Source organism: Pseudomonas sp. EL_65y_Pfl1_R83 (assembly GCF_963970695.1).
In the GTDB taxonomy this organism is placed as follows: domain Bacteria; phylum Pseudomonadota; class Gammaproteobacteria; order Pseudomonadales; family Pseudomonadaceae; genus Aquipseudomonas; species Aquipseudomonas tritici.
On sequence record NZ_CAXAQI010000004.1, the window covers coordinates 197,186 to 217,768 of the forward strand.

General features: G+C 56.4%; 15 protein-coding genes and 1 pseudogene. 11 read left to right on the plus strand and 5 right to left on the minus strand.

Annotated elements, in window-relative coordinates; genetic code table 11:
• Window positions 1–5 precede the first annotated feature (5 nt).
• Both AACY08_RS07395 and AACY08_RS07400 read left to right on the plus strand, forming a co-directional pair.
• Complete coding sequence (locus AACY08_RS07395) at window positions 6–1,673, plus strand: BCCT family transporter (protein WP_339439203.1); 1,668 nt, start codon at window positions 6–8, stop codon at window positions 1,671–1,673.
• 326 nt (window positions 1,674–1,999) lie between these two features.
• A complete protein-coding gene (locus AACY08_RS07400; RefSeq protein ID WP_339468826.1) occupies window positions 2,000–3,619 on the plus strand; it encodes a methyl-accepting chemotaxis protein in 1,620 nt (539 codons plus the stop codon).
• Between the two features lie 281 nt (window positions 3,620–3,900).
• Here the strand turns inward: AACY08_RS07400 and AACY08_RS07405 are convergent, their stop codons facing one another.
• The gene (locus AACY08_RS07405) at window positions 3,901–4,623 is read right to left on the minus strand and encodes a 3'-5' exonuclease (RefSeq protein ID WP_339425983.1); all 723 of its coding nucleotides are present in this window, start codon (window positions 4,621–4,623) and stop codon (window positions 3,901–3,903) included.
• Window positions 4,620–6,500, minus strand: a complete 1,881-nt coding sequence (locus tag AACY08_RS07410; RefSeq protein ID WP_339419404.1) for a DUF294 nucleotidyltransferase-like domain-containing protein — start codon at window positions 6,498–6,500, stop codon at window positions 4,620–4,622. Before AACY08_RS07410 ends, AACY08_RS07405 begins: the two co-directional genes overlap by 4 nt.
• Window positions 6,501–6,800: 300 nt before the next feature.
• On the opposite strand from AACY08_RS07410, the gene AACY08_RS07415 reads away from it, so the two are divergent.
• Both AACY08_RS07415 and AACY08_RS07420 read left to right on the plus strand, forming a co-directional pair.
• Window positions 6,801–8,054 carry a cation:proton antiporter gene (locus AACY08_RS07415; RefSeq protein WP_339468827.1) on the plus strand — a complete coding sequence of 418 codons (1,254 nt, stop codon included), beginning with the start codon at window positions 6,801–6,803 and terminating at the stop codon, window positions 8,052–8,054.
• Between the two features lie 107 nt (window positions 8,055–8,161).
• Window positions 8,162–9,439: a DUF2254 domain-containing protein gene (locus AACY08_RS07420; protein ID WP_339468829.1), complete on the plus strand. Its 1,278-nt coding sequence runs from the start codon at window positions 8,162–8,164 to the stop codon at window positions 9,437–9,439.
• Window positions 9,440–9,444: 5 nt separating this feature from the next.
• Here the strand turns inward: AACY08_RS07420 and AACY08_RS07425 are convergent, their stop codons facing one another.
• A complete protein-coding gene (locus AACY08_RS07425; protein ID WP_339468831.1) occupies window positions 9,445–10,767 on the minus strand; it encodes a chloride channel protein in 1,323 nt (440 codons plus the stop codon).
• A 241-nt stretch (window positions 10,768–11,008) separates the two neighbouring features.
• On the opposite strand from AACY08_RS07425, the gene AACY08_RS07430 reads away from it, so the two are divergent.
• The 7 genes from AACY08_RS07430 to AACY08_RS07460 all read left to right on the plus strand — a co-directional run bounded on the left by AACY08_RS07430 (window position 11,009) and on the right by AACY08_RS07460 (window position 18,345).
• Window positions 11,009–11,962, plus strand: a complete 954-nt coding sequence (locus AACY08_RS07430; RefSeq protein ID WP_339468833.1) for a TAXI family TRAP transporter solute-binding subunit — start codon at window positions 11,009–11,011, stop codon at window positions 11,960–11,962.
• A gap of 75 nt (window positions 11,963–12,037) precedes the next feature.
• Window positions 12,038–14,065: a TRAP transporter permease gene (locus AACY08_RS07435; RefSeq protein WP_339468835.1), complete on the plus strand. Its 2,028-nt coding sequence runs from the start codon at window positions 12,038–12,040 to the stop codon at window positions 14,063–14,065.
• Entirely contained in the window at window positions 14,062–14,448 is a 387-nt protein-coding gene (locus AACY08_RS07440) for a DUF1850 domain-containing protein (RefSeq protein WP_339468836.1), read from the plus strand. The genes AACY08_RS07435 and AACY08_RS07440 overlap by 4 nt, the downstream gene beginning before the upstream one ends.
• A gap of 214 nt (window positions 14,449–14,662) precedes the next feature.
• Entirely contained in the window at window positions 14,663–15,343 is a 681-nt protein-coding gene (locus AACY08_RS07445; RefSeq protein WP_339468837.1) for a response regulator transcription factor, read from the plus strand.
• Complete coding sequence (locus AACY08_RS07450; protein ID WP_339468838.1) at window positions 15,321–16,736, plus strand: sensor histidine kinase; 1,416 nt, start codon at window positions 15,321–15,323, stop codon at window positions 16,734–16,736. The genes AACY08_RS07445 and AACY08_RS07450 overlap by 23 nt, the downstream gene beginning before the upstream one ends.
• Window positions 16,737–16,897: 161 nt before the next feature.
• On the plus strand, window positions 16,898–18,031 hold the full coding sequence (locus AACY08_RS07455; protein WP_339469032.1) for a D-alanyl-D-alanine carboxypeptidase family protein: 1,134 nt from the start codon (window positions 16,898–16,900) through the stop codon (window positions 18,029–18,031).
• 17 nt (window positions 18,032–18,048) lie between these two features.
• Complete coding sequence (locus AACY08_RS07460) at window positions 18,049–18,345, plus strand: DUF6388 family protein (RefSeq protein WP_339468839.1); 297 nt, start codon at window positions 18,049–18,051, stop codon at window positions 18,343–18,345.
• Between the two features lie 91 nt (window positions 18,346–18,436).
• Here AACY08_RS07460 and AACY08_RS07465 read toward each other — a convergent pair whose 3' ends face one another.
• Window positions 18,437–19,891 (minus strand): TrkH family potassium uptake protein, encoded by a 1,455-nt coding sequence (locus tag AACY08_RS07465; protein WP_339468840.1) that lies wholly within the window; start codon window positions 19,889–19,891, stop codon window positions 18,437–18,439.
• A gap of 136 nt (window positions 19,892–20,027) precedes the next feature.
• A pseudogene (locus AACY08_RS30400) lies at window positions 20,028–20,114 on the minus strand (Crp/Fnr family transcriptional regulator); the annotation flags it as partial.
• Window positions 20,115–20,583 lie beyond the last annotated feature (469 nt).

Below are 20,583 nucleotides of genomic sequence, written 5' to 3' on the forward strand. Positions count from 1 at the left end.
TTCTTATGGTTGAAAAGCCTACGGATGATCGGCCTAACACCCCTCACATTGCCAGTGAGGACGGTATTCCGGCTCCAAGTGGAGCTGCCAATCTGATCGACACCGACTATGTTATTGGTCAAGACAATATCAAGGGAGAGTTTTCGTTCTCGCTCGATATCCACGGCAAAGTCTTCATCATTTCAGCGGCCACCATCCTGCTGTTCGTGATTTTGACACTGGCCTTGCAGAATGAAGTAGAACCCCTCTTCAGCGCTATCCGGAACTGGTTAACCAGCCACCTCGCCTGGCTTTTCATGAGCATTGCGAACGTTTTTGTGGTGCTGTGCATTGCGCTGATTTTCTCCCCGCTGGGGAAGGTGCGTTTGGGCGGCAGAGATGCCAAACCCGATCACTCCTACGTCGGATGGTTTTCAATGCTGTTTGCCGCGGGCATGGGCATCGGCTTGATGTTTTATGGCGTCGCCGAACCGATGTCGCATTACGCGGCGTCCATGGGAGGCGTGACAGTCGATGCGAGCGGCGTGCGTACGGACTGGGCGCCGTTGGGCGGTGCAGCAGGCGATATGAAAGCATCCGCCGACTTGGCAATGGCCGCTACGATCTTTCACTGGGGACTTCATCCCTGGGCGATCTATGCGATTGTGGCGTTGTCCTTGGCGTTGTTTTCTTACAACAAGGGGTTACCGCTTTCGATACGCTCGATTTTCTATCCACTGTTGGGTGAGCGCGTTTGGGGCTGGCCGGGGCATATCATCGATATCCTGGCGGTATTCGCCACGCTATTCGGGTTGGCAACCTCTCTGGGCATTGGTGCAGAGCAGGCTGCCGCGGGGATTGAATACCTCTTCGGGATACAATCGACGAACCTCAGTAAAGTCGTGCTGATCGTTGGCATTACCTTGATCGCGCTGTGGTCAGTCCTTGCCGGTTTAGACAAGGGCGTCAAAATGCTTTCCCAGATCAATATGGGACTCGCATTGCTCTTACTGGTGTTTATCATCGTAGTGGGACCGACCTTGGCCATCTTCACAGGGTTCTTCAAGAACCTGGTGACGTATGCTGAATACCTGCCGGCACTGTCAAACCCATTCGGCCGCACTGACACCCAATTCACCCAAGGCTGGACGGCCTTCTACTGGGCGTGGTGGATCAGTTGGTCGCCGTTTGTAGGCATGTTTATCGCGCGCGTCAGTCGTGGTCGCACGGTCAGAGAGTTTCTGATCTCGGTCTTGCTCGTTCCCTCAGTGGTGTCTGTGCTGTGGATGACAACGTTCGGCGGAACCGCCATTGACCAAGCGACCTTACAGGGCCTGGTGGGCGTCAAGGACGCTGTGCTGGAGCTGAAGTTGTTCGCCATGCTGGGAGAGCTGCCGCTTAAAGAGATCACCTCCTTCCTGGGCATCGTTCTGGTCATTGTGTTTTTTATTACCTCTTCGGACTCAGGCTCCTTGGTAATCGACACGATCACCGCCGGCGGCAAGGTGGATGCGCCTGTGCCTCAGCGAGTGTTCTGGGCGGTCATCGAAGGCGTGATTGCGATTGCCCTCTTGTTGGGCGGCGGTCTTGTAGCACTGCAGGCAATGGCAGTGTCCACCGGGTTGCCTTTCGCAATCGTTTTAATGCTGGGATGCATATCCCTCGTGAAAGGACTGATGTCTGAGCCCCGTTAGCACTTAGGGCTTTCGCTGTCAGCGCACAGCAAACACACCCGTGACGCCATCGCCCGGGGCGATGGCGTCCGTCTGAGCAGGCGGGTATTAACGACAGAAAAAACCACCCCGGTAAGAACTTGGTACATGCATGCATGAACGCTCACGTTCTGGTTGTCAGCAGCGCTTGGTATTAGACACTTAAACGTAGCGCAGCACTTTAGTGCATCGACTGATGCGCGCAGACGACTGAGCAGAGCACCTAAAGCGAGAGGCCTGATTAAGTTTATTACCGTCAGGTCGATAGACTGGTTACCTAGATCATTCCCTCGCGTCAGGAAGTTCGCATGAACCTTAGAAACCTTAACGTAGCACCCCGAGCTTCCTTGTTTTTCGCGTCGATCATTGCATTGGTCTTTGTACTCGGCGCGGTCGCTGCTGTGCAAATGGGCAAGCTGCGGGACGCCGAAAAAGATGTCGAAAACAATTGGCTTGCAAGTATCCGACAAACGGCGCTTATGAACGTTGGCGCAATGCGGCTCAGGCTTGAAACCCAGCGTGCACTTGCTGACCCTCAAGCAGTTCAATCGACGGTTGCGTCCTTCCCAGGCTACCGGAAGGCTTTCGCGGATGCGGTGCTAAATTATGAACCTCTGATCACTAGTAACGACGAACGCTCGCGTTATCAAGTAGTGATGGCGTCCGCCGATGCGTACGGCAAACAACTGGATATCCTCGAACCGTTGATGGCGCGCGGTGACATACCTGCCGCCGTTAACCTCGTGAGTACAAGTATACGGCCGTTGACGAATAGGTTGGAGGGCGAAATCAAAGCCCTGACTGACTTCAACAACGACGGCGCCACAGCGGCTGGGCAATACGCAACCAATACGTACTCCGACGGCATCTGGACAATAATTGGCCTTATTACCGTCGTCGTCGTCCTGACTGTCGGGTTGGCAATACTTCTGACCAAGAGCATTACGACCCCAATCGGTGCAGCGTTATCTGTGGCAGAACGCATCGCCGGCAGTGATCTCTCCAAAGAAGTGCACGTCAGCGGGAAGGATGAAGCCGGACGCCTGTTAAAAGCGCTGGCCCAGATGCAAGAGAACCTTCGCAGAACCATCATGCAAATCGGCGACTCATCTACACAGCTGGCCTCAGCCGCAGAAGAAATGACAGCGGTCACTGAGGAATCCAGTCGAGGTCTCATCTCCCAAAATGATGAAGTCAACCAAGCGGCCACTGCGGTAACTGAGATGAGTGCGGCGGTTGATGAGGTGGCCCGTAATGCGGAGTCGGCCTCGGAAGAGTCGCGTCGCACCCAGGGCTTTACTGAAACCGGTTTAGAGCGAGTCTCTCAAACGTTGAAGTCGATTGAAAAACTCAGCGGCAATGTTGAAGCCACGAGTGACAAGATTCAGGTTTTGTCACAGCGGGCTCAAAGCATCAACAAAGTCGTCGAAGTGATTCGTGCAATCGCAGAGCAAACTAACCTTCTGGCGTTGAACGCAGCGATTGAAGCTGCCAGGGCTGGTGAGCAAGGCCGCGGCTTTGCAGTCGTTGCTGACGAGGTCAGGGCGTTGGCGCACAGAACGCAGTCTTCCACTCAAGAGATCGAACAGATGATCTCTGCAATGCAGAGCGATTCAGCTGAAGCAGTGGAAGCCATGAGTAAAAGTAAAGAGCTGGCAACCCAATCCCTCGATGTGGCACAGGAGGCCAGCAGTTCACTCGATCAGATCGCCAAGGCCATTACGCAGATTAATGAGCGAAATATGTTGATCGCAACGGCGTCTGAAGAACAGGCCCATGTTGCCCGAGAAGTTGATCGTAATCTCGTCAGCATTCGAGAGCTTGCCGTGCAGAGTTCTGCGGGCGCCAGTCAAACAGCCAGCGCGTGCGGGGAAATGTCAAAGTTGGCGGTTGACCTTAATAGGATGGTGAATCGCTTCGTCGTTTGAAAAAATGACGCAGGACACGCGATGTGTGCCTGGCGCGATGAGGGCTCTCAAACGGATCATGAGACACGCTGAGAGCTTGACTGGCAGTCTTTTGCAAGCTCAATGGCCGAGGTAATGGCAGCCCGCGCTTGCGGGCTATTCCTCCCGCACCTCGGTCAGGTTACGGCCAATGCCTGAGCCAGGATGTCACAAGCATTCACCGTACTGAGTACCGCTGGCGAGTCAATGCGCACAGGAATATCGGTCGGACAGGCGTTAGCGTTTCACTATCAAGCGGTGACTCAGTTCCATAACTCGCCAACAGGCGTGGACGCTGAGTAATAAGTCGCTACCTGCGCCTGCAGCAGTTCTGCGGTTGCCAGGGCATCGGTTAATGCATGGTGCGCGTGATAAGCCGGAAGGCCAAGGCGCGCTCGGCTATCTGCCAGCCTTATGGACGGTTGTGAGCGCCCCATAAGTCGGGCAAACCACCCGCGCTTTTGCCGGTGCAGTCGGGCTTCCAACTGCATCGTATCGATGACCGGGAACTCAAACCCTTCCCCTAAATGCCTACGCACTGCCTGATCCAAAAAGGCCCGCTCAATATTCCGATAATGGACCACCATCACCTTGCCTGCCATGGCCTCCAGCAATGGGGCCAGCACCTGCTCAAAGGTGGGCGCATCTGAAATTTCAGCATGGGTTATGTGATGAAACGTCACCGACTTTTCATTCAGCTCGGACGCTGGTTTTATTACCCAGTAAAGCGAGTTCCCACAATAAATGCGCTGCAGCGTGAACGGCATGACCCCGATGCTCACAACGCTGTCAGCTTGCGCATCAAGGCCGGTGGTTTCCACGTCCATGGCCAGCAGTTGCACGCTGTCAATGGAGGCCTGCGCAGAGACCGCGCCGGCTTGATAGAACTGTCGCAAGCGGCTGTTAACGGCATTGTCTGCCAGGGTCTCGAACCTCGAAGACCACTCCAGCATTTTATGATCGGGTTGCGCTTTCACGTGTTTCATGACGGCAGGCGACCCTTTGATGGATAGCGGAATCTTAAGAAATTCTGGCCATTACTCAAAACCTGAAACGCCTCTTTCAGGTTATGTCGCTCACTGTTGGAAAAGCGTTCCGGTTCGACGTAATTATTCAGCGCAGCGCCCTGCTCCAGTGCGTCAACCTGGTGTCGAATTCGCACCATCGACAGGAACTCCAGCGCGTATCGCAGTTGCTTTAATGCTTCAGGCGGAATGACGTTGCTCTTCGCGATGGCATCCATGCGATCAAATGAATTCTGCGCGGTACTGCCACACGCGAGCGCATGAATGCGGATCAGGTCCGTCAGCGGTGCGGTGCCTCGACCCTTGAGGTTGATGATCCGTTTGTGCTGCCCGTCTGTCTCAACGACAAAAGTACGGAAAAAGCCCAATGGCGGCGTCCGGTTAAGCGCAATCCGAGCCATGGCACTCAAAAAAACAGGATGTGCGCTGGATTTTCGAGCGCACAGCACCTTAAGCTCTTGTACGAGTTCCACTTGGCCAAATACGCCGTCCAAGTCGAAAAAAATACAACTATTGAGCAACGTCGTCGGGTTAGGCTTTTCGATCCACTGATCAAAATAACTTCGCCATACCTTCAATGGCTGACGCCACTGGTCGTTCGTCGCCATGATCCCGCCTTTGCAATAGCTGTAACCGCACGCGGCCAGGCCATCACTCACAAACGTCGCCAACGCTCGGAAGTAAGCATCGTGCTGGAGTGGATCGAAGCCGTCGTCGAGCACCAGGGCATTATCCTGGTCAGTCACCAATAACTGCTCATCACGCGCCATGGAACCCAGCACCATGAAGCAGTAAGGCACCGGAGGCGGCCCCAGCTTTTTCTCTGCCAGTTCCAGCAAACGCTGGGTAAAGGCACGGCCAATGCCGGAAATCGCGCTACCAATCATGTGCGCCGTCGCGCCGTCACGCACCATGCGGATGTAGGTTCCGCGCAGGTCACGCAAAAGCGATTTCAGACCGTCGACCGACGTCTGGTTAGAGATTCTGTTGACCAGGTACAGACTGCTGTGTGACTCGTAGCGGATGATATCCGACAGGTTGATCAGCCCGATCGGATGGCCATGGTGGACCACCGGCAGATGGTGAATATTACGGCGCAACATCACCAGCATCGCTTCAAACACTGAGTCGTCGGCGCCTATCGTTACCGGCTCGGCCGTCATGATGTCTCGGGCAGCCGTTTCGCCAGCGTTTCGGCCGGCCGCGACAACGCGTGTGCGAAGGTCCCGATCCGTCACGATTCCCTGGATTTGAGCCGCCTGCAAGCCCGCTGATGACATCACTAGCACGCAAGAAACGCTTTGTTCTGTCATGATTTTTGCCGCGTCGCCAACGCAGGTATCCGACGTGACCCATACCAAAGGCCGAGAGATAAGGCCGCGGCATTTGAGCTGAATAAGCTCACTCGCACGCCCCTGCGCCTCAACGGCAGTCTTGAGCCTGGAGTGCCCCTCAGCTTCAACGAAGTCGGCGAACGCATCATGCTGCGCACACAGGTCGGCGAAGACGTCGGCGGGTATGTAATAAATCAGGCTATCTTCCAAGGCTCTGGCGGGAAAACGCACCTTGTTACTGCGCAGCAAACCGGCCTGACCGAAGAGGTCGCCTTCGACAAGTCGGTTGTAGAGCTCGCCATTGCGCCGGTAAATCTCCACCGCACCACTACGCACATAGTGCAAGTCATGAATGATCGCGCCCGCTTCAAGGATGTCACTGCCGGCCTTGAAATAACTTACTTCTACCCGCCGAGCGATGGCGTCTACCGATTCCTTTGGCAGCGTATCAAATGGAGCGAAACGGTAGAGGTGGTCGCTAATCTCCTGTAACTCGATTTGCATGAAACCTCGAAATGCTGAAAAGAATTAAACTTGCGAGCGCCCTACATCGCAAAGGGCAGTGGTCTTTCTGTGTCGCCCACCACATCACATCCCGATACGAGGATCAAGCGCCACGTCTGATCTACGCTATGAGTGGCAACAACTGCTGCGTAACGGCTGACCGTCATATTTACACTCCCGGCAGGCGCGGCATTCACTGAATGCACAGCGCAGGCGGTGGTTATTTCTGAACGCTCAGAGGTATTTGCGATCTGCATTGCCTAGGGTGCTTTCCTCATCCTGTGTTTTTGGAGCGGGTCAATGCTGAACATTATTGCGATCTTCCTTTGCATCACAGCAGTACTCGCCTATCTCAATCGGCGCTACGTCGGCCTGCCATCCGCCATCGGTGTAATGGGCATTGCCTTGGGCCTGTCACTGTTGAATATGGCATCCGATGCGCTGGGCTTTCATGCCTTGCATACCCTTGAGCAATCGCTGGTGGAGTCCATCGACTTTTCCGAACTGCTGATGCAAGGCATGTTGTCATTGCTGCTCTTTGCTGGCGCGTTGCATGTGGACCTGTCGGAGCTGCGGGCCTACAAATGGCAGGTTGCATCCTTGGCCGTGGTAGGGACAACGCTCTCGACATTGTTCATCGGCTTTGGGCTCTGGGCGCTGTTGTCCCTTACCGAACTGCAGCTACCGTTATCTTATTGCCTGGTGTTTGGCGCGCTGATCTCCCCCACCGACCCCATCGCCGTGATGGGTATTCTGAAATCTGCCGGCGCGCCAAATAGCGTGGAGCTGGTCATTTCCGGTGAGTCACTGTTCAACGACGGTGTGAGTGTCGTGCTGTTTTCGCTGATCGTCGCAATGATTGCCAGCGGGGAGGCTCCGTCGGTTATCGGCGCATCGCAGCTGTTACTGAAGGAAGCCGGGGGCGGTGCCCTGTTAGGCGCCTGCGTGGGCTATATCACTTACAGAATGCTCAAGAGTATCGATAGCTATCAGGAAGAGGTGCTCATCACCCTGGCCGCGGTTCTCGGCGCCTATGCAGTCGCCACTCAGTTCCATGTTTCGGGCCCATTGGCGATGGTGGTGATGGGACTGATTGTGGGTAACCAAGGACGCTCCCATGCCATGTCCGAGCAGACTGAAAAAAACCTGGACATGTTCTGGGAACTGATCGATGAAATACTCAACGCAGTGCTGTTTGTATTGATCGGCTTGGAAGTCGTTCTGATCCAGTTCTCCAACCCATTGCTCACCACGGGCCTGCTGGTCATATTGCTGACGTTGTTATCACGATTGTTGACTGTAGGGGTTCCCATTGCGGTATTGGGTAAACGCTTCCGCCTACCGGAAGGTGCCTGGAGTGTGATGACCTGGGGCGGCCTGCGTGGCGGGATATCGGTGGCATTGGCGTTGTCGCTGCCCCCAGGCGCAGCTCGCGATATCGTGGTTTCCCTGACGTACCTGGTGGTCGTTTTTTCTATCCTGATCCAAGGCATGTCGATCGGTAAATTGGTCAAGCGAGTCATTCCTTGTGCAGCAACCAAAGACGCTGGATGAACCCTTGGCCCGGCAAAAGACTCTATTAAGGATAATCAACTCACCGCCTTCGTTTCCCTGAATCCTTGCGGTGGGTTCCATCGTGTTATTGGCAGAAGGGATAAAAAATGCTCGCACGCTGGCGCTGGGTGCTACACCAATTGACCAAACGGCTGTGGTTCAGGGCGAGTCTGTTTTCCTTGCTGGGTATTGCGACCGCGTTACTCGCCGTTGTCTTCAAGGACTACATTCCCGAGTCGTTGCCCGCCCGCATCGGTGCCGACGCCGTCGATAAGATATTGGGCATCATTGCCTCAAGTATGCTCGCGGTGACGACCTTTTCGTTAAGTACCATGGTCAGCGCTTACGCTGCAGCGAGCAGCGGCGTGACGCCCCGCGCCACTACACTGGTGATGGAAGACACCACGACACAAAATGCCCTGGCCACCTTTATCGGCTCATTCCTGTTCAGCCTGGTTGGGATCATTGCGCTGAGTACCGGCGCCTACGGTACACAAGGGAGGGTTTTGCTATTCGCGGTGACCATCGCCGTGGTCATTCTGATTGTCTACACCCTTTTGCGCTGGATCGATCATTTGTCCAAGCTTGGCCGGGTGGGAGAAACCATTGACCGTGTCGAGCAGGCAACCATAGATGCCATTAACAATCGAGTCCAATGGCCGCATTTGGGGGCAGCCGCCTACCCTTGCGAGTCAGTGATCCCCCGCTCTGCGCTGATCATCACAAGCCTCCACACGGGGTACGTTCAGCACATTGACGTTCAGGCGTTAGGCGCGATCGCCAAAGCAGACGAGATACAGATATTTATGGACGTCCTGCCGGGAAGCTTTGTGCATGTCGGCATGCCGCTCGCAAGAACCGTCAGCTTGAACAAGGCACGCGGGGAAGAACTGGCGTCGAGCAACGAAAAAATCATCGCTACCCTGGCTATCGGCGTGCGTCGAACGTTCGAACACGACCCCCGGTTCGGCTTGTCAGTGTTGTCGGAGATCGCCTCCCGCGCCTTGTCGCCGGCCGTCAATGACCCCGGCACCGCCATTGACGTCATTGGGCGCGGTGTCAGAAGCCTGACATGTTGGGGTAAACCTAAAGAACCCGCCGCGAAAATCGACGCTGACTGCCAGCACGTTTACCTGCGCGGTTTGACCGTGGATGACCTCTTCGATGACTTCTTCGCACCGATTGCCAGAGATGGCGCGGGCCTGTTGGAAGTCGACCTACGCATGATGAAGACCCTTGTAAGCCTGGCACAGATAAACCCGGCGATGTTCAGGGGTGCCTGTACCCGGCACGCAGAACGGCTGCTCAAGCACGCGAACACTGCGCTTGTACTCGAAGAGGACCGGCACACGCTCAGCGCAGCGGCGCGACCGCTGCTGCACTGACCACTCTACGTGTTAATTTTTTTCGCGGCGGCGCCACTGCCGTCCGATTGCAGAAAGCCACGCGCCAACTGCTGATAGAGCTCGGGGCCCATCCTGGCACTGACTGCTTTGGCAATCAGCGCAACAGCCATCAGACTGATGACCATGCCATGGCTGTCGATCATCTCCATCACGATGATTGCAGAGGTGATCGGCGATTGCGTGACCGCTGCCAGAAACCCCACCATGCACAGTGCAATGATGGGCTGTGCCGCCAGGGCGAAGTATTCAGCGACATTGGCCCCCACAGCAGCGCCTACCGCCAAAGAAGGGGCAAAAATACCGCCCGGTATGCCCGAAAAATAAGTCACGACGGTCGCAAGAAAACGCGTAATCGGCGCGTGCCACGGCAAACCGACATCGGACACGATGATCTGGGAGGTGATCCCGTAACCGCTGCCAAAGGACATGCCACCGCTGAGCCAACCGAGAATCGCCACGATCATGCCGCAGCCACCGGCGAACCAGACTGGATGCAGGCGGCGCCATTCCCAGACGACAAAACGGCGATAGCGCTGTGGCCACAGGAGCATCCGACTGAACAATCCCCCCATAAGGCCACAGCCAATACCAATCGTCAGTATCGGAAGAACGATATCGAGATTGGCCTCTTGTACGTCGAAGTGCCCGAAATAGTTGTAGTTGCCCTGCAAGGCAATCGCGACCATCCCCGACAAGATGATCGTGCTGAGCAACACTCCGCTGGTGCGGGTTTCCAACTTGCGCCCCAGCTCCTCTACCGCAAAGGCCACACCGGCCAGGGGCGTATTGAAGGCGGCGGCAATACCCGCTGCGCCACCGGCCAGGATGAGGTCTTCAGGGCGAATGATGCGTGCGTTGGGCAGGTAACGATGAAAGAAATGCATGATTGAAGCGGCGACTTGCACCGAAGGCCCTTCACGCCCCGCTGAAAAGCCACCGGTCAGGGCCAGGGTACCGAGGCCTATCTTGGCGAAGGCCAGACGCAATGACACCAACGTATTCACAGGCTTGCCTTGGTGGGCCAACCGTGTGGCCGCGATCACCTGGGGAATACCGCTGCCTTGGGCGCCTGTAAAAAAACGCGAGGTCATCCACACCACAAACATGCCGATCAGCGGCGTGTAGATAAACGGCAGCCACGGCCGGGCGGCGGCCTGTTGGGCGAACTGCATCAGCGCAAGGTCAGCCAGCCGGGCGAACATCACAACCAGCAACCCTGCGAGGGTAGCAGCAGCCCAGAGCGTCACTCGAGTACGCCATCGGATCGAGGCAAAACGACGACGTATCAGCAATATCGGTTTGATCACCCGAGCGGATTCCCGTTGTTGAGATTCAATAAAATGTAATAACCAGATTAACGGGTTAAACGGTCAGGTCCAACCGGCAGTGACCCGATCACTACAACCCCGGCTCGCGTCTAACCGCTCGCTCGGCCCCCTCACCCAGCCATTCTGATACATAGTATGACTGTCTGCTCGCCACTGCGGTGATCAATCAACTACAGTTGAGTCGCTCTGAATAAAAACAAGACAAGCCGGAGAGATTCCCATGCGAGTAAAGAACCGCTTCATCCTGCTGGCAGCCGCCGCAACCCTGACACTCACCACCGCGACACAGGCAGCCCCGGTATTCATTAACATCCTGACAGGCGGCACCAGCGGGGTGTATTACCCGATCGGGGTCGGCCTCTCCCAGATCTACAATGAAGGCATCCCCGGCGTAAAGACTTCGGTTCAGGCCACCAAGGCCTCCGTGGAGAACCTGAACCTGCTGCAATCGGGTCGAGGCGAGTTGGCACTGGCGCTGGGTGACTCGGTGGCGGATGCCAAGAACGGCGTCGAGGAGGCAGGCTTCAATACACCACTGACCAAGTTACGCGCCATTGCCGGCGCGTACCCCAACTACATTCAAATCGTGGCCAGCAAAGAGTCGGGGATCAAGACGCTGGCGGACCTTAAAGGCAAGACCCTCTCAGTCGGAGCGCCGAAATCGGGTACCGAGTTGAACGCACGGGCGATTTTCAAGGCAGCGGGCCTGACCTACGCAGACATGGGCAAGGTGCAATACCTGCCCTTTGCCGAGTCAGTTGAGCTCATCAAGAACCGGCAACTGGATGCCACGCTGCAGTCTTCCGGACTGGGCATGGCCGCCATCCGCGACTTGTCATCGGTGATGCCGCTGAACTATGTGGCGATCCCCCCGGAAGTGGTGGCGAACATCGGCAACGCGGCCTATCACAGCGCGGTGATTCCGGCCAACACCTATGACGGCCAACCTGACGCGGTGCCGACGGTTGCGATCACCAACATTCTGGTGACCCGCTCGGATGTACCCGATGAGCTGGCCTACCAGATGACAAAATTATTGTTCGAAAACCTCCCCCGCCTCGGTAACGCTCATTCGGCTGCCAAGGACATCACCCTGGAAAACGCCACCAAGAACCTGCCGATTGCGCTGCATCCGGGTGCCGAACGCTACTACACCGAAAAAGGCGCGCTCTAGCGACGCACGGCGCAGCGGCACCCGATCGCTGCGCCAACGGTCCGCCCTTTTTCCATGCAGTGAGGCAGGCAGCTAATGAGTGAAGATCATCACGGCATCTCTGCGAACCCGCGAGACTGGCCAAAAACGCTGTTTTACGTCGCGTTGTTATTTTCGATCTTTCAGATCGTCACGGCAGCGTTTTCACCCTTTTCAAGCCAGGTACTGCGCGCCATACACGTCGGCTTCTTATTGTGGGTGGTCTACCTGAGCTATCCGGCCTATGGCAACAAGCGCCCCTGGCAACCATTGGCCTGGGTTCTCAGCCTGGCAGCCATTGCCACCGCCTTTTATCAATGGCGGTACGAGGCTGACCTGATCCAGCGCTCTGGGGACCTGACAACCGCGGACACGGTGATCGGCATTGTGCTGGTGGTGCTGGTGTTCGAAGCCGCGCGACGGGTGATGGGCATTGCCCTGCCGATCATATGCGGGTTGTTCCTGGCGTATGGTTTGTTTGGCGAGTATCTACCGGGTGAACTGGCCCATCGAGGTTATGGCTTCGACCAAATCATCAACCAACTGTCTTTTGGCACCGAAGGGCTGTACGGCACGCCCACCTATGTTTCGGCGACCTACATCTTCCTATTTATCCTGTTCGGCGCATTCCTCGAACAGGCAGGCATGATCAAACTGTTCACCGACTTTGCGATGGGCCTGTTCGGCCACAAACTGGGTGGGCCGGCCAAAGTCGCCGTGGCCTCATCGGCGCTGATGGGCACTATTACCGGCTCGGGGATCGCCAACGTGGTGACCACAGGGCAATTCACCATCCCGCTGATGAAGCGCTTTGGTTACCGGGGTGCCTTTGCCGGCGGGGTGGAAGCGACCGCCAGCATGGGCAGTCAACTGATGCCGCCGGTCATGGGCGCCGTCGCCTTCATCATGGCCGAAACCATCAACGTACCGTTTGTGGAGATCGCCAAAGCGGCATTGATCCCTGCCATCCTGTATTTCGGTTCGGTCTTCTGGATGGTCCACCTGGAAGCCAAGCGCTCCAACCTCAAGGGGTTGCCCAAGGATCAATGCCCCAGTGCGTTGAACGCTGTGAAGGAGAACTGGTACCTGCTGATCCCACTGCTGGTATTGGTCTACTTACTGTTTTCAGGGCGTACGCCGTTGTTTTCCGGCATGGTCGGACTGGCACTCACGGCCATCGTGATTCTCGGCTCGGCGATCATCCTGAGAGTACAAAGCTTTGGCTTGCGCTGCGCCTTCTGGATAGCGCTGGGCATCCTATGTACCGGTTTTTTCCAACTGGGAATCGGCGTGATCTTTGCCGTGATTGCAGTGCTGGTGGCGGTCTGTGGGTTCATCAAGGGCGGGCACGAGACCTTGACCATTTGCCTGCACGCGCTGGTAGAAGGTGCACGCCATGCTGTACCGGTTGGCATCGCGTGTGCCTTGGTGGGCATCATTATCGGCGTGGTTTCACTGACGGGCGTCGCTTCGACGTTTGCGGGGTATATCTTGGCGATCGGCCGAGATAACCTACTGCTTTCGCTGATCCTGACGATGATCACGTGCCTGGTGCTGGGCATGGGGATTCCCACCATTCCCAACTACATCATCACCAGCTCGATCGCAGCGCCTGCCCTCTTGGAATTGGGCGTGCCGTTGATTGTGTCGCACATGTTCGTATTTTATTTCGGCATCCTCGCCGACCTGACGCCCCCCGTCGCCCTCGCCTGCTTTGCCGCGGCACCCATCGCTAAAGAGACCGGGTTCAAGATCAGCCTGTGGGCGGTGCGAATTGCCCTGGCGGGGTTTGTCATACCGTTTATGGCGGTCTACAACCCGGCGTTGATGCTGCAAGGTGGTAATTTGTGGATGGCCGCGTACATGCTGATTAAGACCCTGCTGGCGGTCGGGCTCTGGGGAATGGCGTCCACCGGGTATTTGCAGCGCAAAATGCCCTTATGGGAGCGATTGCTGTGTGTGGCTGCTGGGGCCTTGCTGGTGGTGGCGTTACCGCTGACCGATGAATTGGGCTTCGCGCTGGGGATCGTGGTGATATTCCAGCATATCTGGCGGTCCCGTCGTGCCGAGCCAGCCCTCCCATGATCGGCGTGTGCCTGGGCCTGACGGGTGTGGTGTGGGCCCAGCTGTCGATTTCCCACTTCACGCTGGCCTGGGATCACACCATTGAAAAGATCCGCTGGGAGGAAGACTACCGCGTGACCGAGCAAGGGCTAGTGCTGGAAGAAGCACGTGTACGCGGTAACGGCGCAGGGATGGAGGTTCCAGACGACGCGCGACTGGAAAATGGCAGTTGGCACTACCGGCGCCTATTGCCGCCCTTGCAACCCTTGCGCCTGGGGCGAACACCGGAGGCTGGCGATTACCAGCTGTGTGTTGATGGCCAGTGTTCCGCCCTGAGTCATTGGGTGGGCGCGCCAACCACTCGCCATCCGTTCATTCAACTGTGGACGTGCAAAACCGACTGATGGCCGGATGACCACGTTCACCCTCATTTCCGCTCATCTCAGCCAGCACGTTAGGGTGTTATCAGGAATATATCCATGCAGGCGAGGTGGGAAGGTTAAGGTGGGTTAAGAAATAGTTAGTGTTCGCACGCGCCTTAGATCAATAGGGTTCGCTGGCACTGGGTGTCGGCATTGAGTCGGGAACACCGAAAAACAGGTTCAAAGGGAGGACATCATGAGTAATGCGTTGGTCATAGAGGACGACCAAGTAACGGCGGAAATCATCGTCGCCGAACTCCAGCGCCACGGCTTCAGCTCAAAGTGGGCGGCCACCGGGCGCGACGGGCTGGCCCTGGCGATTGGAGGCGGCTACGACGCCATCACGCTGGATCGCATGCTGCCGGACTTTGACGGGCTGACGATTGTCAGCACCTTGCGCAGTCTTGGGATTCAGACGCCGGTCCTGATGATCAGCGCTCTTTCGGACGTGGATGAGCGCGTTCTGGGACTTCGTGCGGGCGGCGATGACTACCTGACCAAGCCCTTTTCGGCCGTCGAGATGGTCGCGCGCCTTGACGCATTGCTCAGACGCACCGCCGCAGACCCCAGCAACCCACACCTCAGTTGCGGCAACCTGCGACTGGACTTGGTGGAGCACAAGCTGACGCGCAATGACGAAGACATCCAATTGCTGCCCACCGAGTTCAAACTGCTCAATTTCCTGATGCGCAGTGCCGGCCAACTGGTCACTCGCACCATGCTGTTTGAAGGCGTCTGGGGCTATCACTTCGACCCCGGGACAAACATCATTGATGTGCACATCGGTCGGCTGCGTAAAAAGCTGGAAAGCGACAAAGACTCACCTGTGATCCATACAATACGCGGTGCCGGCTATGTCCTCGCCACCAAAAAATGAGGAATGGCGCTCGTCCGGTAGTCGATTGATCGGGTTTTACGCGGTGTTCTTCGTGGCCTGGGGAGCACTCTTTACCGGTGCGCTGTACTGGGAAATCTCCCACTATCTGGGCACGGTTGCCGAGCGTACGTTGTTGCAACGCGCCCACTACTATCAAAAGGTCGACGACTCGAACCTGCTTGCTGAGTTGGCGGCGAGTGAGGCTTACTCGACCCCCGGGATCGACGCCTACGGGTTATTTGCACCCGATGGCACCCATGTCGCCGGCGACCTGCTGAAGCTGCGCTCCAACCTGCCCGACGATGGCCAGGTTCATTACCTTGAGCGCGGCTTGAGCATTGCGTTACCCAACACAGAAACCCGAAGCAGCTATGCCTTGCTGGCACGGCGCGCCGACGGGCATATCCTGATTTTGGCACGTGACGGCGGGTCGATTTCCGCCGTGGGCGGCATTATTGAGCAGGCCCTGATGTGGGGGTTGTCATTAACCCTTATCCCCGGTTTGATTGGCTGGCGCTTACTGCGACGTCGCCCATTGCGCCGTGTCAAACGCCTGCAGCTGTGTACCGAAAGTATCGTTTCGGGCAACCTGGCTGAGCGTTTGCCGTTGTCAACACGCCGCGATGAACTGGATATGCTGGCCAACGCTGTCAACACGATGCTCGATCACATTGAGCAGTTGATGCACGAGGTGAAAAGCGTCTGCGACGGTATTGCCCATGATTTGCGCACGCCCTTGACACGCTTACGCGCACGGCTCTATCAGCTCCAGAAATTGCCGCTGGCCCGTGAACATAAGCAGACCTTGAACCAGGCGTTTGAGGAGAGCGAGTCGATCATGGTGCGCTTTCAAGGACTGCTGCGGGTCGCAGAGCTTGAGGATATTCGTCGCCGTTCTGCCTTTGCGCCCTTCCCGATCATGACGTTGTTGAAACAGGCGCATGAGTTTTACGAGCCGATGGCACTTGACCGCGCCCAAACGCTTTCGCTGGACATTCCCAGCGATTGCGCCCAGGTGTATGGCGACTCTTCGTTACTGTTCGAAGCGCTGGTCAATCTGCTCGATAACGCCATTAAATTTACCCCGGAGGGCGGCCATATCGAATTGCGGGGGAGCATCAAGGACTCAGCTGTTATTATTCAAGTCGTGGACGATGGTACCGGCATCCCTGAAGCGGACCGTACGCATGTCATTCGCCGGCTCTATCGCGGCGAGGGAAGCCAGATAAACCCAGGCCACGGCTTAGGCCTGTCATTAGTCGCCGCCATCGTGAAATTGCACGGATACACACTGGATATCCACCCTGGTGCCTCAGGCAGGGGAACACGCGTATTGATTCACTGCCCGATGTTCAGCGGTCAAGCCACGGATCGATTTGTACCTCAACATTAAATTTAACTTAATACTGGTTAATTTGAGCGCCTCTGCGCCCAGGCCTAGTTTGGCAGCACATATTGCTGACCCAAGGCCTTTTGCTTGTGAAATATCTGTTGTTGCTGCGTGTGTTAACCGTGCTCTGCGTAACACCACCGCTTCTTTGGGCGAATGCCGCTATGGCTGCCAACGCAACCCTGGGGACAATGATCCCCGCTGCGCCGAAGCTGGGCGCCGAAGCCTGGATACTCATCGACGCGGAAACGAACAGGGTCATTACCAGCCACAACAGTGATGCACGCCTACCACCGGCCAGCCTGACCAAGTTAATGACTGCGTACATCACGACGCATGAGATTAAGGCCGGCCTGATCAGCGCAGATGATGAGGTCGTCGTGAGCGAAAATGCCTGGCGAACAGGTGGATCACGGATGTTTCTCAAGCCCGGCAGCTCTGCTTCGGTTCACGATTTGCTAAACGGCGTAATCATCGACTCAGGCAATGACGCGAGCGTTGCGCTGGCCGAACATATCGCTGGAAGCGAAGCCGGGTTTGTCGGAATGATGAACTCAACCGCTTCAACACTGGGAATGCTCAACACCCACTTTATGAACGCCACCGGCCTACCGGACCCGGAGCACTATTCTTCCGCACGTGACATGGCAACCCTGGCTCGAAAAGTCATCAACGAAGGGACCACCTACTACCCTCTTTACGCCAAGAAAACCTTCACCTGGAACGGCATTCAGCAATCCAACCGCAATACGCTTTTGTGGCGTAATTCCACCTACGACGGCTTGAAGACCGGGCACACAGAGGCAGCGGGCTACTGCTTGGTCGCCTCCTCACAGCGCGATGGGCAACGTTTGATCAGCGCAGTCCTGGGCGCCAGTAGCGCCCACAAGCGCACGGCAGAAACGGAAAAGCTGATGGGGTATGGCTTTCGCTTCTACGACACCCAAACCTATAAGAAAGGTGGCGAAGTACTCTCGCAGGTCGCGCTCTGGAAAGGCATACAACCCTACGTGAATGTGGGTTTGCTTAAAGACATGACCCTCACGCTGCCCAAGAATAAAAACCGAGACGTCGAGATGCGCCTGGCGTTTGATGGCCCCATCGAAGCCCCTATCACGGCAGGCACGGTCGTCGGAAGGCTCGACCTGTTCGACGCCGAGCATAAGCTGGGGAGTCGGTCATTGGTGGTCCTTGTGGACGCAGAGCAAGGTCATTGGTGGCAACGCTGGTGGGATACCGTGCATTTGTTTTTTACCCAGACGGTCCGCAGCTGGTTCGATGAGGCCCAGGTAACGTGAATAGTGAGGAGAAGGTCATGAACTCCGATGATCTACGCAAAGAACTCGCGCTATCAAAATTCTTCGAAGGCGATTCATCCGTCAATGACGCTGTACAGGGACTGAGTCAGGCTGAAAGGAAACTGTGTATCGAATCGGCCTTTGAGCAAGAGGCCGCAAGGCTTGGGGTAGAAGTGTGGGAGCTGACGCTGACAATGATTTCGCAGTCTCCCCAAGAGTTGAAACGCCTGACCCTGGCGTTTCATCGGGAAGTGTCAGAAATAGTTGAGATGCCATGGAAGGATTACTGCACGCTGAATGGGATCACCGAGTAGCCTTTGGGCCGCACATGCATCGGCGCTTCGCGTCGCGACGGCCCTGAGTGCTGACCGTCTATCCTGGCTAAAGCCTCTCAACAGTGAACACTCAATATCTCCAGAATACCGGCGTGACGAGCACTAACACTGTCAGGATTTCCAGCCGTCCAAGTAGCATGCCTAGGGTCAGTAGCCATTTGGCGGCATCCGGCAGTGATGAGAAATTACCGGCCGGCCCAATGATTGTGCCAAGCCCAGGCCCGACGTTACACACCGCCGTAGCGGCACCGCTCAACGCCGTTGTCCAATCCAGCCCAATCAGGCTCAGGCCCAAGGCAATCAGAGCAATCGTGATGGTGAAAAAGAATGAGAACGTCAAAAGCGAACGTAAGATCTCTTCGTCGATGGGGTGGCCATTGTACTTTTTCTGAATCACGGCGCGTGGATGGATCAGTTGCTTCAAACTGCTCACCAGTAAAGTTGCCGCCACTTGAAAACGGAAGATTTTAAGACCACCCGCTGTGGAACCTGAGCAGCCCCCCACAAAGGTCAAATAGAAAAAAAGCAACACGGAGAAACTGCCCCACACGGTGTAATCGCCGACAGCGACGCCGGTGGTGGTGACAACCGATGTCACATTCACCGCCACGATACGAAATGCATCCCACCATCCGTAGTCGCTGTGAAGACAAAGCCAAGTACCTACCGCCAGCCACGCGAAGACCAAGAACCCAATAAATCCACGAACCTGGTCATCCTTCAGCAGCGCGCGCCGATGGCCGCGCAATGTCGCGACGTATAACGTAAAAGGCAGGCTACCCAGAATCATGATGGCAACTGCCACCCAGTGAATAGCAGGCTGTGTCCAATGCCCAAGCGAGGCGTCCGACGTCGAGAAACCACCGGTAGAGATCAACGACATGGCGTGATTGACGGCGTCAAATGGCGTCATCCCGGCAATCCAGAGCGCGAGCGTTCCGCCCCCCGTGAGTCCCAGATAGAGAAAAAGAATGTATTTGGCTGCCACATGGGAGCGCGGCGTCACTTTTTCCGACCAGTCTGAAGACTCTGTCTGGAACAGCCGCATGCCCCCTACTCGCAGCAGCGGAAGAATCGCCACGGCCATGCCGATAAAACCGATCCCACCCAGCCAGTGAAGCATCGATCGCCAGATCAACAGCCCCGGCGAGGCGGTGTCCAAACCACTCAACACCGTTGAGCCGGTGGTTGTAATGCCAGACATCGTTTCAAAAAAAGCGTCGGTGTAACTGATGTGACTGATAAACACCATTGGCAACGCCGCGAAGATACACACCACCACCCAACTGCCGGTCGTCAGTAGGTACATGTCCCTTGGGCGAAGTTGAGCGGTCTCTGGGCGCCCTCGCATGACCAGCAACAGGCCGCAGATGAACGTAATCAAGCTGGACCAAAGAAAGGCGGACAGATCGTCGCTGCGCTCATAGACCACCAAGGTGATCATGGGGATGGCCATGCTGATGGCCAACGTAATCAGAAACAGACCTAAGACAAAGCCGATGAGTCGTATTGCCGCGTGGGACATAAACAATAACCTGGCAAATTAGCGCCGCGCAGTATCGCGGCGCCAAAACGTCTCCACCCGTAAATTTCTCGTAAATTTTTTAGGGCCGACGGGTCGCTTCGTCAACCTTAGCCTATTCCAAAGACTGCGCGGTTTTGGCAATGCGTTCTTGGGTCATCACCAATGCGTGATCGGGTAGGCGATCCAACGGCAGTAATAACCAACGACACCGCTGCTGGCCGATTCAACGCAGCACCTCCCCGAGGTTATATAAAACCCTGCCAACGGGAACTGATACCCCCTCGAGCTCAGGAAACAGACCATGGCGAACATCGCCAGGGAGTAAGGCGAGTAAACGGTTCTGCTGGGGGGTTGGCGTCTCCGACATATTCAGTAACCTTTTTTTCGGCACCCTTGACACGGTGCGGAGCACGCGAGTTCAGCGGCCAGGCAACGCCGACTTGAGCGTGCGCTCTACGCCAATACGGCATACCCCCACGTTAGCGGCCTGAGAGGCGCTTGAGTAGCCTCGGAAACTGCCTACAGACAAGCATGGGCGGTATGACTGGGCGGATACCAGGAGGCCCGTGCGCCCCCAGAGTCTGGCCCGTTCTAAAGCCGCAGATGTCGCGCAGGGGCAAAAGGTGCGAAAACTACTCAGTGGCGCTTTCCATTGTCACGCTGACGCGCCTGCACCCAGTGATGTTTTTTTG